Below are 15,807 nucleotides of genomic sequence, written 5' to 3'. Positions count from 1 at the left end.
GGTCAGTCGATTCCGTGGCTCTGGAGCCACATTTCCAGGAGTCCGAGTTGCCACAGCTTGTTTCCGTTCAACGGGGTCAGTTCGGCGTTCGGGTCGGCGAGCAGGGCGTCGACGTAGTCGGCGCGGAACAGGTCGCGGCGGCGGGCCTCGGGCGCGCTGAGCGCGTCGCGTACCCGGTCGAGGAGCTTGCCCTCCAGGTGGGTGAGGCCCGGGACGGGGAAGTAGCCCTTCGGCCGGTCGATGACCTCGTGCGGCAGCACCCGGCGGCCGATCTCCTTGAGCACCCCCTTGCCGCCCTGCGCCAGCTTCAGCTCCGGCGGGCAGCTCGCGGCCAACTCGACGAACTCGTGGTCGAGGAACGGCACCCGGGCCTCCAGCCCGTGCGCCATCGTCATGTTGTCCACCCGCTTGACCGGGTCGTCGGTCAGCATGACCTGGGTGTCGAGGCGCAGGCCGGCGTCCACCGCGGTCTCGGCGCCGGCGCGGCCCAGGTGGGCGGCCACGAACTCCCGCGCCGGGTCGCCGTCGGTCAGCCAGGCCGGGTTCAGCACCCGGGCCAGCCCGGCCGCGTCCCGGTCGAAGAACGCCCTGGCGTACGTGTCGAGCGCCTGCTCCCGGCCGACCCGGGCGAGCGGCGGGTACCAGTGGTAGCCGCCGAGGACCTCGTCCGCGCCCTGGCCGGACTGGACGACCTTGACGTGCTGCGAGACGACCTCGCTGAGCAGGTAGAACGCCACACAGTCGTGGCTGACCATCGGCTCGGACATCGCGGCGACGGCCGCCTCCAGCGGCGGCACCAGGTCGGCGGCGGCCACCCGGATCTGGTGGTGGTCGGTGTCGAACGTCTTCGCGACGAGGTCGGAGTAGCGGAACTCGTCGCCCTCCCGGCCGCCGACCGCGTCGAAGCCGATGGAGAAAGTGGAGAGGCCGCGCTGGCCCTCCCCGGCGAGCAGGGCGACCACCAGGCTGGAGTCGAGGCCGCCGGAGAGCAGCACGCCGACCGGCACGTCGGCCACCATCCGCCGGCGTACGGCGGTGGTCAGCGACTCCAGCAGGGCGTCCTGCCAGTCCTTCTCGGACCAGCCGGCCCGCTCGGCGGAGCGGGTGAAGGCCGGATCCCAGTACACCCGCTCGGAGGTGCGGCCGTCCGCCTCGTAGACCCGTACGGTCGCCGGAGGCAGCTTGGTGACCCCGCGCAGGATGGTGCGCGGCGGCGGCACGATGCTGTGGAAGCTCAGGTAGTGCGCGAGCGCGACCGGGTCGATGCCGGTGTCGACGCCGCCCCCGGCCAGCAGCGCGGGCAGGGTGCTGGCGAAGCGCACCGTACCGGGCGTCTCGGCCAGGTAGAGCGGCTTGATGCCGAGCCGGTCCCGGGCCAGCACCAGCCGGCCCGTGTCCCGCTCGCTGATCGCCACGGCGAACATGCCGATCAGGTGGTCGACGAAGTCGAGCCCCCATTCGGCGTACGCCTTGAGCACGACCTCGCTGTCGCCCGAGGAGAAGAACTGGTGGCCCTTCGCCTGGAGTTCGGCGCGCAGCTCGCGGTAGTTGTAGATGCAGCCGTTGAAGACGCCGGTCAGTCCCGCGCCGGGGTCGACCAGCGGCTGCCCGCTGGCGGCGGAGAGATCGATGATCTTCAGGCGTCGGTGTCCGAGGGCCGTCGGGCCCTGGGCCCAGACGCCGCTGTCGTCGGGCCCCCGGTCGCTCATCGTGGCCGCCATGCGCTCCACCGCCGTCACGTCGGCGCGTGAGCCGTCACGGCGGAACTCTCCCGCAAGTCCGCACATGCCAGACAATGCTGCCAGAGGCCAGCGAGGATTGCCCGTTGGGCTGATAACAGTTTCTTGAAGATTTGCTACACTGCACGGTTTTGCCACGGCACGCGTTGGTCATGATGGCAGATCGCGTCAAGAGTGCCGGCAGGGGCGTTTTTCCACCCGACGCAGATGTGATCGACCGCTCATTCCCGCGCGGCGCCGCTCTCCACGCACCACGTACCCGTCCCAGGCCAGCGCCCCCGGCGGCCCGGCGCGGCCTGGCCCTGGCCGGCCGTCCGCCCGGACGGTCAGTTCCCCAGATGGCACGGGGCCGGCGCGGTATCAGCCGCGCCGGCCCCATGTGCCGTGCCGATGGTGGTGCGCCGGGTTCAGCCCGAGGTGCGGGCGACACCAACCGGGCAGCTCAGCCCGTTCGGGCCGTGGTTGCAGTAACCGTTCGGGTTCTTCGTGGGCGCCAGGTACTGCTGGTGCAGATCCTCGGCAAAGTAGTAGTTGCCGAGCCGCTCGATCTCCGTGGTGATCTCGCCCTTGCCGGCCCGCGCCACGATCGGCGCGAACGCCTCCCGGGACGCCTGCGCGGTGGCGAGCTGCTCGTCGGTGGTCACGTAGATCGTCGACCGGTACTGGGTGCCCACGTCGTTGCCCTGGCGCATGCCCTGGGTCGGGTCGTGGTTCTCCCAGAAGACCTTCAGCAGATCCTCGTAGCTGATCCTGGTCGGGTCGTAGACGACCTGGACGACCTCGGCGTGCCCCGTCATGCCCGAGCACACCTCCTCGTACGTCGGGTTCGGCGTGATGCCGCCCGCATAGCCGACGGACGTGGTGATCACGCCCGGCAGGGTCCAGAACAGCCGCTCGGCGCCCCAGAAACAGCCCATGCCGAAGACGGCCACCTGCGAGCCCTCCGGGAAGGGGCCCTTGAGCGGGGTGCCCAGCACCTCGTGCCGGTCGGCGATCGGCATCGCGATCGGGCGGCCCGGCAGGGCCTGGTCGGGGGTGGGCAGTTCGGCCTTCACGCGGCGCAGGAACACAGTGGGACTCCTCTCGTACCTCTCCCAGCGTGCAACACCGCCGGACCCGCCATCCTTACCCGCTCCACCCGCACTCAGACAGCAACCGCCACCCGTCGCCGGCCAGCGCCCGCCCGCTGCCCGCTGCCCGCCGCGCGCCCGCCGCTGGCCGCCGCCCGCCGCCCGCCGCCGCCCGCCGCCCGCCGCTGGCCGCCGCCCGCCGCTGGCCGCCGCCCGCGCCCGCCGCTGGCCGGCTGCCCGCTGGCCTACCGCCTGCCGGCCGCTGTGGCCCCTGCCGCCCTTGCTCAGCCGTCCTCCGCTTCGCCGCCCTCCGCCTCCGCCCTCCGGCCGCCGCCCTCCGCCTCCGCCTCCGCCCTCCGCTCGCCGCCCTCCTCCGCTCGCCGCCCTCCGCTCGCCATCCTCCGCTCGCCGCCGTCCGACCGGTCGTCAGCCTGAAGTGCACGATGGGGCTCACGTTGCGGTGTCGCCACTGTGGGTGACGACGTTTGTCTCCAAGGCAAACCCGGCGCCGAGCGCTTTGCTCTGCAGCCGCATACGCACCAGTAGCTCTCAGTGATGGTCGCCTCGGGCGCGCGTGAAGCCGTCGATGCTGTCGGTGCACGTCAGCGTGGTGGTGCGGATGTGGCTGCAGAGCAAAGCGAGAAGATGGGTTGTCGGCGTCGGCGAGACGCCATTACCGAACGTGACTTACTTCATCGTTGCTCTCCGTGACTGCTGCGGTGGCCGACTTCCGGTTCGGGCTGGGCGCGCAGCGTGCCAATCCCGAAGATGCCTGTGGTGTTCGCGTCGCAGCGGGCGCCGGGGTGGGCGCGTGGCGCTCACCGGCATCGGCGTGGACCGTGCGGGCGGCGCGGGCCGTGCGGGTGGCTGGTGCCCTCGCCCGTCGCCTCCCACCGTCTCGCCGTCCCGCCGTCTCGCCCCGCTCTTCCGGTCTGCCGGTGGGAGGGACGTCGCCTTACAGGGCCGCGGTGATCCGGGCGGCGTAGGTCCCGGCGTCGGTGTCGTCGGCGTAGCGGGTGCGCGGCCAGAAGAAACCGCGCAGCCCGTCACCTTTGGTCCGAGGCACCACGTGGGTGTGCAGGTGCGGGACGGACTGGGACACCCGGTTGTTCATCGCCACGAACGTGCCGCCGGCCCCCAGACCGGCCTCCACGGCCACCGCGAGGCGGCGTACCAGGCCGAAGTAGCCGGCCAGGGCCTCGGCGGGCAGGTCGGCCAGGGTGATCAGGTGGGTGCGCGGCACGACCAGCACGTGCCCCTTGAAGACCGGCCGGGTGTCGAGGAACGCCACCCCGTCCGGTTCGTCGGCGACCCGGAAAGCCGCCACCTCGCCCGCCACGATCCCGCAGAACACGCACCCGCTCACCCCGGCAGGGTAATGCCGCCGCCGGCCGAGCGCGCCCTCCCGCCGGCCCGGGGTGCCCGTCCCCGGCTCGGTTCGCCCCCGACCCGGGGTGCCCTGCTCCGCCCGTCTCACCCCCGGCCAGGGTGCCCTGCTCGAGAGGACGCGTCAGAGAGGCCCTGTCCGGTCCTGCCCGGGCGCGCGTTCACCAGAGGCTGGCGGGCATCGGGACCGCGGTGCCACCGGCGAAGTTGTCGTGCCAGCGGCGCAGGTCGGTGAAGTACCCGCCGGCCGACCGGACGACGTGCACGTGGGCCACGGCCCCCCGGCTGAAAGCGACCATGTCGGCCCGGCCGTCGCCGGTGAAGTCACCGGCACCCGGGATCGCGCCACCGGCCGGGAAGCTCCAGGCCCAGCGGGTACGCGGCAGGAAACGGTTGCCGACGGAGAGGGCCACGTCGACGTACCCCTGGTTGAGGTTGACCGCGGCGAGGTCGGCGCGTCCGTCGCCGTCGAAGTCGCCCACCACCGGCACCTCGCTGGTGCCGAGGTTGAGGAAGTAGTCGAGCCACTGGTACGACAGCACGAAACCGCTGCCGGTGGAGAGGCCGACGTTCACCGCGTGACCGGTGAAGCGGTCGACCGCGACGACGTCGTCCCGGCCGTCCCCGTTGACGTCCCCGACCAGCGGGATGTCGTCGTCGCCGACGAAGTCGGCGTGCCAACGGACGCCGGTGCCGACGAACTGCGTGCCGTCGGAGAGGGCGACGTAGACGTCCCGGACGTCCTCCCGGACGAACGTGGCGATGTCGGCCCGCCCGTCACCGTTGAAGTCACCGACCACCGGGGTCTCCCTGAGGGCCGCGAACCAGGTGTGCCAGCGTTGGGACGCCCCGAACGAGGTGCCGGTGGAGAGCGCGACGTAGACGTCCGCCGCGTTGCCCCGGGTGAAGGTGATCAGGTCGTCGCGGCCGTCGCCGTTGACGTCCCCGAGCACGGGGAACTCCTGGCCGGCGGCGAAGTACGTGTGCCAGACGGTGGCCGCGCCGAAGCTGGCACCGTTCGACAGCGCCACGTGCACGTCGGCGGAGGTTCCCCGGGTGAAGCTGACGACGTCGTCGCGGCCGTCCCCGTTGACGTCGGCGTACCGTCCCGAGAAGCCGTCGTTGCCCGGCCCGCCCGGATCGGCGTGCAGCACCAGGTTGGGCGCGCCGGCCGGGTCGACGATCCGGTCCCGGGTCGCCTCGTCGGCCAGCCGCGCGGCGATGGTCCGTGGCGAGGCGGTGGGGAAGCGTTGCAGGTAGCGGGCCACCGCACCGGTGACGATGGGCGCGGCCGCCGAGGTGCCGCCGAAGTCGGTGGTGGTGGAGGTGTCGCTGACCTGCGTGACGGTGGACACCTGCTCGCCGAAGGAGAACAGGTCCACGCACGGGCCGAAGTTCGAGTTGGGCAACCTGTCCCGCAGGGCGTGCACCATGCCCACGGTGATCACGTCCGGCACCCGGGCCGGGGAGAAGCCACACGCGTCCCGGCCGTGGTTTCCGGCGGAGGCCACCACCGGGATGCCGGCGGCGAGCACCGCCTTGACGGCGTCGTCGAGCGCCTGGTTCGCGGTCGTCGCCAGGCTCATGTTCACCACCGCCGGCCGCACCGCGTTGCGGACGATCCAGTCGAGCGCCGAGATGGCCCACTCGACCTGCCCCGGCGTGCAGCCGCCCACCCGGACGGTGTGCAGGCGTACGCCCTTCGCCACGCCGTGCACCCGGCCGCCGATCAGGCCGGCCACCCGCGTGCCGTGCCCGGAGCAGTCGCCGGTGCCCCACTGGTCGATGCCCTGCGGCACGAAGTTCACGTCCCCGGTGGCCCGTCCGCCGAAGTCGGTGTGGGTGTGCCGCATCCCACTGTCCATGACGTAGGCGTGCACGCCCTGGCCGGTGGTGTCGTAGGTGTACGAGCGGTCCCACTCGCCGCCGTGCTGGTCGAGGGAGTCGAGGTGCCACGGCGGGGTGGTCTGCGTGTCCTGCGGGACCAGCAGCGAGTTCTGGGCCACGTACGCCACCTGCGGCTCCTGGCTGAGCCGGCGGGCGTCCGCCGCGGACATCCGTACCGCGAAGCCCGGCAGCGCGGCCCGGTAGCTGGCGGCCAGCGCGCCGGGGTGCCGGCGCAGCAGCGAGCGCGCGCTGCCGTCGACGTCCCGCGTGGCGTCGCCGCGCAACACCACGATCCAACTGTCGGCCACCCCTGCGGCGGGAGCCGGGGCGAACTTCTCGGCCGCGAACGCCGGGGCCGGCGGCGCCAGCAGCCCGCCCGACGTGATCAGGAGAAAGACCGCCGCTGCGGCCAGGAGGCGGCGGCGCGGTACACGAGCCATGGGATCTCCTCGGGGGTACGGCCGCGAGGCGGGGGGAACGCCTCCGCGGCGGTTCCCCGCATGGTGGCAGAGCCGCACCAGCGCATGATCAGATGCGACGCGGGTGGGTTTCATACGCCCGGCGGACCGGACGACTAACGTTCCGGGCATGAGTCACGGCTTCGACACGCTCGCCATCCACGCCGGCCAGGACCCCGAGGCCCGCACCGGCGCGGTGATCCCACCGATCTACCAGACCAGCACCTACGCCCAGGACGCCGTCGGCGCGCCCCGGCTGGGCTACGAGTACAGCCGCTCCGGCAACCCGACCCGCGACGCCCTGCAGGAGTGCCTCGCCGCGCTGGAGGGCGGTCCGGTCGGGCTCGCCTTCGCCAGCGGCCTGGCCGCCGAGGACACCCTGCTGCGTGCCGTCTGCAAGCCGGGCGACCACGTGGTGATCCCCGACGACGCCTACGGTGGCACGTACCGGCTCTTCGCCCGGGTGGCCGAGCGCTGGGGGCTGGACTTCACCCCGGCGAAGGTCTCCGACCCCGACGCGATCCGGGCCGCCGTCGAGCCCGGCCGGACGCGGATCGTCTGGGTGGAGACGCCCACCAACCCGCTGCTCGGCATCGCCGACATCGCCACGCTGGCCGGTGTCGCGCACGACGCGGGCGCCCTGCTGGTCGTCGACAACACGTTCGCGTCGCCGTACCTCCAGCAGCCGATCGCGCACGGCGCGGACGTGGTGGTGCACTCCACCACCAAGTACATCGGCGGCCACTCCGACGTGGTCGGCGGCGCGCTGATCGCCGCCGACGCCGGGCTCGGCGAGGAACTGCGCTACCACCAGAACGCGATGGGCGCGATCAACGGCCCCTTCGACGCGTGGCTCACCCTGCGCGGCATCAAGACCCTGGGCGTACGCATGGACCGGCACTGCGACAACGCCGAGCGGATCGCGTCCTACCTGGACAGGCACGCCAAGGTCGGTCAGGTCATCTACCCGGGGCTGCCCGCGCACCCCGGTCACGAGGTGGCCGCGAAGCAGATGCGCCGGTTCGGCGGGATGATCTCGTTCCGGGCGGCCGGCGGCGAGGAGCACGCCGTCGAGATCTGCAACCGGACGAAGCTCTTCATCCTCGCCGAGTCCCTCGGCGGCGTGGAATCCCTGATCGAGCACCCGGGCCGGATGACACACGCAAGTGCTGCCGGCTCGCCGCTTGAAGTTCCCGGCGATCTCGTGCGACTGTCTGTCGGCATCGAGACGGTCGACGACCTGCTCGCCGATCTGGAGCAGGCGCTGGGCTGACCGCTGGTGAGGGAGGGTGGCCGTGCAGGACATCATGCCGACCTGGGTGGGGGCGACCGCCAAGCAGATCGCCCGGGGCGTACGGCGGGGTGACGTCACAGCCACCCAGGTCGTCGCGGACCACCTCGACCACGCCGCCCGGGTCGACGCCGACCTCGCCGCGTTCCGCACGGTACGCGGCGGGGCGGCGATCACCGAGGCGGAGAAGGTCGACGAGCAGGAGGACCTGGCCAACCTGCCGCTGGCCGGGGTGCCGGTGGCGGTCAAGGAGAACACCGCCGTCGCCGGCCTGCCCACCTGGAACGGGTCGGCCGCGGTGCGTACGCCGGTGGCCGAGGCCGACCACGAGGTGGTCCGCCGGCTGCGCGGCGCCGGCGCGGTGATCCTCGGGGTGACCCGGATGCCGGAGCTCGGCCTGTGGGCCGTCACCGACGACGAGACGGCCGTCACCCGCAACCCCTGGGACACCCGGCGTACCCCCGGCGGCTCCTCCGGCGGGGCGGCCGCCGCCGTCGCCGCCGGCCTGGTGCCGATCGCCCACGGCAACGACGGCCTCGGCTCGATCCGCATCCCGGCGGCCTGCTGCGGCCTGATCGGGCTCAAGCCGGGCCGGGGGGTGGTCCCGTGCCAGCTCGGCGCGGACGACTGGCTGGGCCTCACCGAGCACGGCGTGCTGACCAGCACGGTCGCCGACGCGGCAGTCGGCTTCTCGGTGCTGGCCGGCCGCCGCCCCGACAAGCTGGTGCCGCCGCAGCGGCTGCGGGTGGGCGTCTCGCTGCGCTCGCCGGTGCGCGGCGTGCACGCCGACGCGCCCAACCGGGACGCCGTCGCCGCCGCCGGTCGGCTGCTCGCGGGCGCGGGCCACGACACCGTCCCGGCCGATCCGGTCTACCCGACGGCGCTGGGCCTGCAGGGCATCGCCACCTGGTTCGCGGCGGCCGCCGCCGACGTCCGGGCCGCCGGGTTGGACCGGCGCGGCCTCCAGCGGCGCAGCCGCCGGCACGTCGCCCTCGGCGAGTGGGCGCAGCGACGCGGGTACGTCCGGGAGTCGGACCGGGCCGCCTGGCGCGAGCGCTCGATCGGCTTCTTCGCCGACCACTCGATCGACCTGCTGCTCACCCCGGCCCTGGCGACCGTGCCGCCGGAGGCCACGGGCTGGTCCGGCCGGTCCTGGCGGGCCAACATGCTGGCCAGCATCCGGTACGCCCCGTTCGCCGCGCCGTGGAACATCGCCGGCCTGCCCGCGCTGGTGGTGCCGGTCGGCCGTCGCCCCGACGGGCTGCCGGTCGCCGTGCAGCTGATCGGCCCGCCCGGCAGCGAGCTGCTGCTCCTCGGCGTCGCCGGCCAGTTCGAGATGCAGGCGCCCTGGCCCCGGCACGCCCCCGGCTACCCCCGCATCCCCGCCGCTGTCTAGACAGGTGGCGTACCGCGTCGGCGCGGGCGGAGGGTGGCACGATCAGGGCATGACGGAACTGGTCGGTCTCGCCGACGTACGGGCCGCGCGGGAACTGCTCGCCGGCGTCGTCCGCACCACCCCGCTGGAGCCCTGCCGCCCGCTGAGCGCCGCGCTGGGCGGGCCGACGTGGCTCAAGTGCGAGAACCTGCAACGCGCCGGCTCGTACAAGGTGCGTGGCGCGTACGTGCGGATCTCCCGGCTGTCGGAGGCCGAGCGGGCCGACGGCGTGGTCGCGGCGAGCGCCGGCAACCACGCCCAGGGGGTGGCGCTCGCCGCCGGCCTCGTCGGTACGCACGCCACGGTCTTCATGCCGGTGAACGCGCCGCTGCCGAAGGTGGCCGCCACCAAGGGGTACGGCGCACAGGTCGAGCTGGTCGGCAACACCGTCGACGAGTCCCTGGTCGCGGCGCAGACCTACGCCGAGCGCACCGGGGCGACGCTGATCCACCCGTTCGACCACCGGGACGTGATCGCCGGCCAGGGCACGGTGGCCCTGGAGGTCCTCGAACAGTGCCCCGAGGTCAAGACGATCATCATGGGGGTGGGCGGCGGCGGGCTGGTCTCCGGCATGGCGGTGGCGGCCAAGGCGCTGCGGCCCGACGTGCGGATCATCGGGGTGCAGGCCGCCGGGGCGGCCGCCTTCCCGCCCTCCCTGGTGGCCGGCGAGCCGGTACGCCTCCCGACGTTCGGCACCATCGCGGACGGCATCGCCGTCGGCCGGCCGGGGGAGCTCACCTTCACCCACGTGCGCAAGCTGGTGGACGAGATCGTCACGGTGTCCGAGGAGGACATCTCCCGGGCCCTGCTGATGCTGCTGGAGCGGGGCAAGCAGGTGGTCGAGCCGGCCGGCGCGGTGGGCGTCGCCGCGCTGCTCGCGGGTGTCGTCGAGGTGCAGGCTCCGGTGGTGGCGGTGCTCTCGGGCGGCAACATCGACCCGCTGCTGATGCTCCGGGTGATCGAGCACGGGCTCGCCGCCGCAGGGCGCTACCTGCGGGTGACGGTGCGCTGCTCGGACCGCCCGGGCCAGCTCGCGTCGCTGCTCGGCGAGATCGCCGAGCACCGGGCGAACGTGGTGGACGTGGAGCACCAGCGGGCCAATCCGCACCTGCGCCTGGGCGAGGTGGAGGTGGCCCTGTCGGTGGAGACCCGGGGGGTCGAGCACTCCGACACGCTGCTCAGCGCGTTGCGGGCCAGCGGCTACCAGGTCGTCTTCGCCGGCGAGGCGTGACACCGGGACCGGTGCCACGCCTCGGCGCGTCGTTCGTCGTCGTTGCCGCCTGACCGGACCGGTGCCCGGTCAGGCGGTCGATCTCCCGCGGTGGCTCAGCCGGAGAACGGCTCGAAGCTGACCACGGTCACCTTGATGTCGGCGCCGCTGGGGGCGGTGTAGGTGCAGGTCTGGCCGGCCCGGCCGCCCAGGATCGCCTGGCCCAGCGCCGACTCGGGGCTGTAGACCGTCAGGTCGGTGGTCGACGCGATCTCCCGGGAGCCGAGCAGGAAGGTCTCGGTGTCGTCCTTGTCGTCGTCGAAGTAGATCGTCACGACCATGCCGGGCGACACCACGTCGGCGGCCTGCGCTCCGCCCACCTTGGCGGTGCGGAGCAGCTCCTTGAGGTAGAGGATGCGTCCCTCGGCCTTGCCCTGCTCCTCGCGGGCGGCGTGGTAGCCACCGTTTTCCCTCAGGTCGCCCTCCTCGCGCCGGGCGTTGATCTCGGCGGCGATGACCGGCCGGTTGGCGATCAACTCGTCGAGCTCGGCCTGGAGCCGGTCGAATGCGTCCTGGGACAGCCAGGTGGCGGGCGCCTCGTTGCCAGTGGACACAGGCGGTCTCCTCGTTCGTGCGTGCTGGCTGACAGGTGAACTTCCAAGTTACCAGTGCGGTACGACACAGGGTGCGCTCGATCGCCGCCCCCGAGGCGGGCGAGGGCGTCCGCGCCGGCCGGGCCGGACCGCGTCGTGCCTGCTCAGGACGGGGGCTGGCAGCGCACCACCTCGCCGACGAAGGGCCGGGCGGTGGTGGCCAGCCGGTGCCGCGCGGTCACGCTTCGCTGGTCGGGCCCGGCCGTCACGGTCACCTCTCCCCGGCCCACCTCGGCGCCGGCGCGGTCCCGGGCGCGCAGCAGGCAGACCGCCGAACCGCCCGTCGGCACGATGACCCGGAAGTCGACCAGCACCTGGCTGTCGGTGATCTCGGTGTAGGTGATCACCTCGGCGTCGTAGTTCGGGTCGCCGTACTGCCGGTAGAGCCGCACCGCGACCAGGGTCATGACCGCGACCAGGGCGACCACCAGCAGCGCCGCCAGCAGCGGCCGGCGGCGCCCGGGCTCCCGGCGACGGCCGTAGCGGCCCGGCGGGAAGGCGGGCGCGCCCGGCGGAAGTGTGGCGTGCGTCTCGGTCACCGCGGGGTATCTCCTGGCGTCGTTGTCGGAGGCATCGGCAAGAATGGCAGGGTTCCATCCTCCCGGCCCGGCTGTCGTCAAATATGACAGGTGGGCACCGACGGTTCCCGGCGCGGGGGAGGATTCCGGCAGGTCAGCCGGGCGGTCCTGCGGGGGGTCCGCCGGCCGGCAGAGACGAGGAGCGCCGACGTTGGCAGAGCAACTGCGACTGATGGCCGTCCACGCGCACCCCGACGACGAGTCGAGCAAGGGTGCCGCCACCATGGCGAAATACGTGGCCGAGGGCGTGGACGTCCTGGTGGTCACGTGCACCGGCGGCGAGCGCGGCAGCGTGCTCAACCCGAAGATGGACCGGCCGGACGTGTGGGCCAACATCGCCGACGTCCGGCGGGCGGAGATGGACGCCGCACGGGCGATCCTGGGCGTCGAGCAGGCGTGGCTCGGCTTCGTCGACTCCGGCCTGCCCGAGGGCGACCCGCTCCCGCCGCTGCCCGAGGGCTGCTTCGCCCTCCAGGACGTCGAGGTGGCGGCCGGCCCGCTGGTGCGGCTGATGCGCCAGTTCCGTCCGCACGTCGTCACGACGTACGACGAGGAGGGCGGCTACCCGCACCCCGACCACATCATGACCCACAAGGTCACCATGGCCGCGTTCGAGGCCGCCGGTGACCCGGAGCGCCACCCGGAGCTGGGTGAGCCGTGGCAGCCCCTCAAGCTCTACTACGACATCGGCTTCTCCAAGGGCAAGATCATGGCGCTGCACGAGGGCCTGCTCGCCGTCGGCCTGAAGTCGCCCTACGAAGAGTGGATCAAGCGCTGGGAGGACCGCCCTGACAAGGGCCCCCGGATCACGACCCGGGTCGAGTGCGCCGACTACTTCCCGGTCCGCGACGACGCGCTGCGCGCCCACGCCACCCAGATCGACCCGGACGGCTTCTGGTTCCAGGTGCCCATGGAGCTGCAGAAGCGCGCGTGGCCGACGGAGGACTTCGAGCTGGTGCGCTCCCTGGTCGACAGCCCGCTGCCCGAGTCGGACCTCTTCGCCGGGGTGCGCGAGACGGCCCATGCCCGCTGATTCTCCGCCGGGCTACCCTGGTCACCTACCGCACACCGGAGGAACGCCATGCTGACCGCCGCACAGGTGCTCGCCCAGAACAACTTCGGGGACACCCGCACGGGTGGCCTGGCCGGGCCGATGGGCCTGTTCCTCATCCTCGTCCTGGCCGCCGCCACCATCCTGCTGATCCGCAACATGAACTCCCGGCTGCGCCGGCTGCCCGAGCGGTTCCCCCAGCAGGGTCCACCGGCGACCCCCGACCGGGCGGACGCGGCAGTCGTCGATCCGACAGAAGGCGCGCCGGCGCACGATTCATCCTCCGCCGCTCCGACCGGGCGTCAGCAGCGCCGCAACGGTTAGTCCGCCCATGATTCACGTCGAACCCGGCCATCGCCCCCTGTTGCGGCCACCGGGTTTGCCTTAGCCTCTCGCCGGGGGGACCAAGAGTTCCCCAAGCCGTGCGCGGGAGGGGGCGCCGATGACCATCGCACCAGCGGCTGCCCGTCGTACCGGCGAGCGGCCTCCGGGCGGAGCGGCCCGGTGACCTCCGGCAGGGCCGGCGAGTCGACCGACCGGCTCGGAGCCTGCGGCACCCCCACGCGGCTGCTCCTGCTCACCGCTGCCGTCGCGCTCACCGCGCTGGTCGCCGCAGGTCTGGGATGGACCGCGCCGGCCGGGCTTCCCGCCGACGACCCGCTCGGCGGGCCCGCCCGGTTCGGCCTCGCCGTCGCCGTGTTCGCCGTCGCCCAGCTGGCCCGGCTGCGGTTCCGCACCGCCGCCGGGATGGTGAGCATCACCTGGGGCGAGGCGGCGTTGATCATCTGCCTCTATCTGACGCCCACCGGCTGGATCCCCTCCGCCGCGCTGCTGGGCGCCGCCCTCGCCTGGTCGGCCATGTCGCTGCTCGGCGACCGACGGCCGGTGCTGGAGGTCGTCCGGATCACGGCCTCGCTGACCGCCGCCACCGCCCTGGCCGTCTCGGTCACCACCGTGCTCGGTGCGCCGCTGCTGGCGCCGCCCACCCCGGGGCTGGCCCTGGCCGTGCTCGCGGGATCGGTCACCTACCTGTTCGCCACCGCCTGGCTCGGCGGCGCCGGCCTGGCGCTGCGCCACGGCATGCCCGTCGGGCCGCCGCTGCTCGCCGCACTGCGGGGCAAGCTGCTGATGTTCGTCGGGAACGTGGCCGTCGGCCTGGCCGTGGTGGCGCTGCTGGAACTCGACGCGCGCTGGCTGCTGCTGCTCCCGCCGCCGCTCTGGCTGCTCCAGCAGACCTACCGGCACCGGCTCCGCGCCGAGGAGGAACGCCGCACCTGGCGGGCCTTCGCCGAGGCCACCGCCGCGCTCAACCAACTCGACGAGCGCGGTGTCGCCACCGCCGCGGTGACCGGCGCGCTGGCCCTGTTCAACGCCGAACTCGTCGACGTCGACGTGGCCCGGGGCGACGGGCGGTGGCGGCGCTACCGGGGCGATCCGGGCGGGCAACTGATCGACCGGGAGGTCGCCCCGCCCGGCCGGGGCGAGCCGGAGAACCACGAGCTGGTGCGTACCCTCACCGTCGGGGCCGCCCGCGTCGGTGAGCTGCGGGTCCGGTTCCCGCGCTGCGCGCCGCCCAACGCCCGGGAACGGGACGCGGTGGCCGCGTTCGGCGACGCGCTCGCCGCCGCGCTGCACGACGCCGCGACCCACCGGGAGCTGCGGCTGGTCACCGCCCGCTCGTCGTACGAGGCGGTGCACGACCAGCTCACCGGGCTGGTGAACCGGTCGGCCCTGCTCAGCAAGGGTGACCAGGCGCTGCGTCAGCTCGCCCACGACCACCCGGTCGCGCTGCTGCTGCTCGACATCGACCAGTTCAAGGAGGTCAACGACACCCTCGGGCACGCCGCCGGCGACCAGCTGCTGCGGTTGACCGCCAACCGGCTGGGCACCCTCGCCCGCCCCGGTGACCTGCTCGCCCGGCTCGGCGGCGACGAGTTCGCGCTGCTGCTGACGTCGGTCCCGGTGATCGGCGACCGGGCCGCCCCGATGTCGTACGCGCTGCGGCAGGCCCGCGAGATCGCCGAGCGGCTCGCCGCGCCGACCGAGGTGGCCGGGGTACGCATGTCCGTCGAGGTCTCCGTCGGGGTGGTGGTCGCCGACGCCGGGACCGCCGACCTGACCGAGCTGCTGCGCCGGGCCGACATCGCCATGTACCAGGCCAAGGAGGGCGGCGGCAGCGTCGCCGCGTACGACTCCGCCCGGGACGCCGCGAGCACCGACCAGCTGGCCCTGCTGGCGGAGCTGCGCGAGGCGCTGAAGACCGACGACCAGCTCGTGCTGGCGTTGCAGCCGGCCGTCGACCTGACCACCGGCGCGCCGACCGGGGTGGAGGCGCTGATCCGCTGGCGGCACCCGCGCCGCGGCTGGCTCGGGCCGCACGACTTCATCCGCCCCGTGGAGAACAGCGAGCAGCTCGGCACCTTCACACGCTACGTGCTGGACAAGGCGCTCGCCGTCGCCGCCGGCTGGGCCCGCGACGGGCTCGACGTGCCGATCTCCGTCAACCTGTCGGCGCGCAGTCTGCTCGACCCCCGCCTGCCCGCCGAGATCGCCGAGGCGCTGCACCAGCACCAGGTACCGCCGGACCGGCTGGTCCTGGAGATCACCGAGACGGTGGTGATGAGCGAGCTGGAGGTCATCGACGAGGTGCTCGCCACCCTGCGGGCCATGGGCGTGCAGCTCGCCGTCGACGACTTCGGCACCGGCTTCTCCTCGCTGACGTTCCTCACCCGGATCGCGGTGGACGAGCTGAAGGTGGACCGCTCCTTCGTGATCCGGATGGCCGACTCTCCGGAGGCGGCGGCGATCGTACGCACCACCGTCGGCCTCGCCCACGAGCTGGGGCTGCGGGTGGTCGCCGAGGGTGTGGAGACCGCCGAGCAGCGGCTGGCGCTGGCCGAGCTGGGCTGCACGGCCGCCCAGGGCTACCACTTCTTCAAGCCGATGCCGGCCGACAAGATCGGCGCGGTGCTGGGCACCCTGCTCGACGAGGCGCGCCCCAACGTCTTCCCGCTGCGCGCCGACGGCGCCTCCTGACCGCACCCGCCGC

12 protein-coding genes are annotated in these 15,807 nt (G+C 73.4%); 6 read left to right on the top strand and 6 right to left on the bottom strand.

Translation table 11 applies throughout. From position 1 onward, the window contains the following. Positions 1-2: 2 nt before the first annotated feature. The 4 genes from ACGFIG_RS06710 to ACGFIG_RS06695 all read right to left on the bottom strand — a co-directional run bounded on the left by ACGFIG_RS06710 (position 3) and on the right by ACGFIG_RS06695 (position 6,522). Complete coding sequence (locus ACGFIG_RS06710) at positions 3-1,787, bottom strand: N-acetylglutaminylglutamine amidotransferase (RefSeq protein WP_392999948.1); 1,785 nt, start codon at positions 1,785-1,787, stop codon at positions 3-5. 359 nt (positions 1,788-2,146) lie between these two features. Beyond that, positions 2,147-2,809, bottom strand: coding sequence for a peptide-methionine (S)-S-oxide reductase MsrA (msrA, locus tag ACGFIG_RS06705; protein WP_392999946.1), 663 nt, complete (start codon positions 2,807-2,809; stop codon positions 2,147-2,149). A 955-nt stretch (positions 2,810-3,764) separates the two neighbouring features. Beyond that, complete coding sequence (locus ACGFIG_RS06700; protein ID WP_392999944.1) at positions 3,765-4,175, bottom strand: HIT family protein; 411 nt, start codon at positions 4,173-4,175, stop codon at positions 3,765-3,767. Positions 4,176-4,356: 181 nt separating this feature from the next. Next, positions 4,357-6,522: a S8 family serine peptidase gene (locus ACGFIG_RS06695; protein ID WP_392999942.1), complete on the bottom strand. Its 2,166-nt coding sequence runs from the start codon at positions 6,520-6,522 to the stop codon at positions 4,357-4,359. A 148-nt stretch (positions 6,523-6,670) separates the two neighbouring features. On the opposite strand from ACGFIG_RS06695, the gene ACGFIG_RS06690 reads away from it, so the two are divergent. Genes ACGFIG_RS06690 through ilvA form a run of 3 tightly spaced genes read left to right on the top strand, consistent with a single transcriptional unit; the run spans position 6,671 to position 10,497 of the window. Continuing rightward, the gene (locus tag ACGFIG_RS06690) at positions 6,671-7,813 is read left to right on the top strand and encodes a cystathionine gamma-synthase (RefSeq protein ID WP_392999940.1); all 1,143 of its coding nucleotides are present in this window, start codon (positions 6,671-6,673) and stop codon (positions 7,811-7,813) included. A gap of 16 nt (positions 7,814-7,829) precedes the next feature. After that, positions 7,830-9,227: an amidase gene (locus ACGFIG_RS06685; RefSeq protein WP_392999938.1), complete on the top strand. Its 1,398-nt coding sequence runs from the start codon at positions 7,830-7,832 to the stop codon at positions 9,225-9,227. A 49-nt stretch (positions 9,228-9,276) separates the two neighbouring features. Then, entirely contained in the window at positions 9,277-10,497 is a 1,221-nt protein-coding gene (ilvA, locus tag ACGFIG_RS06680) for a threonine ammonia-lyase (RefSeq protein ID WP_392999936.1), read from the top strand. Positions 10,498-10,592: 95 nt separating this feature from the next. Here ilvA and greA read toward each other — a convergent pair whose 3' ends face one another. Together greA and ACGFIG_RS06670 are read right to left on the bottom strand one after the other, a co-directional pair. Then, complete coding sequence (greA, locus tag ACGFIG_RS06675; protein WP_392999934.1) at positions 10,593-11,090, bottom strand: transcription elongation factor GreA; 498 nt, start codon at positions 11,088-11,090, stop codon at positions 10,593-10,595. 143 nt (positions 11,091-11,233) lie between these two features. Continuing rightward, a complete protein-coding gene (locus ACGFIG_RS06670; RefSeq protein ID WP_392999933.1) occupies positions 11,234-11,668 on the bottom strand; it encodes a DUF4307 domain-containing protein in 435 nt (144 codons plus the stop codon). A 190-nt stretch (positions 11,669-11,858) separates the two neighbouring features. On the opposite strand from ACGFIG_RS06670, the gene mca reads away from it, so the two are divergent. From mca to ACGFIG_RS06655, 3 genes are all read left to right on the top strand, one after another. Beyond that, the gene (gene mca / locus ACGFIG_RS06665; protein WP_392999931.1) at positions 11,859-12,740 is read left to right on the top strand and encodes a mycothiol conjugate amidase Mca; all 882 of its coding nucleotides are present in this window, start codon (positions 11,859-11,861) and stop codon (positions 12,738-12,740) included. Between the two features lie 48 nt (positions 12,741-12,788). Continuing rightward, complete coding sequence (locus ACGFIG_RS06660; protein WP_392999929.1) at positions 12,789-13,082, top strand: hypothetical protein; 294 nt, start codon at positions 12,789-12,791, stop codon at positions 13,080-13,082. A 243-nt stretch (positions 13,083-13,325) separates the two neighbouring features. Next, the gene (locus ACGFIG_RS06655; RefSeq protein WP_393001343.1) at positions 13,326-15,794 is read left to right on the top strand and encodes a putative bifunctional diguanylate cyclase/phosphodiesterase; all 2,469 of its coding nucleotides are present in this window, start codon (positions 13,326-13,328) and stop codon (positions 15,792-15,794) included. The last annotated feature ends 13 nt before the right edge of the window (positions 15,795-15,807 follow it).

Origin of the sequence: Micromonospora sp. NPDC049048 (assembly GCF_043197615.1) — a bacterium.
Lineage (GTDB): Bacteria > Actinomycetota > Actinomycetes > Mycobacteriales > Micromonosporaceae > Micromonospora.
The sequence above is the reverse complement of the archived record's forward strand: the minus strand, read 5'-3'. Positions and strand labels throughout refer to the sequence as shown.

Bases quoted from the DNA above. Each gene is read 5' to 3' on its own strand.
- ACGFIG_RS06710 (WP_392999948.1), bottom strand. From the start codon at position 1,787: ATGTGCGGACTTGCGGGAGAGTTCCGCCGTGACGGCTCACGCGCCGAC.
- ACGFIG_RS06690 (WP_392999940.1), top strand. From the start codon at position 6,671: ATGAGTCACGGCTTCGACACGCTCGCCATCCACGCCGGCCAGGACCCC.
- ACGFIG_RS06695 (WP_392999942.1), bottom strand. From the start codon at position 6,522: ATGGCTCGTGTACCGCGCCGCCGCCTCCTGGCCGCAGCGGCGGTCTTT.
- ACGFIG_RS06660 (WP_392999929.1), top strand. From the start codon at position 12,789: ATGCTGACCGCCGCACAGGTGCTCGCCCAGAACAACTTCGGGGACACC.
- ilvA (WP_392999936.1), top strand. From the start codon at position 9,277: ATGACGGAACTGGTCGGTCTCGCCGACGTACGGGCCGCGCGGGAACTG.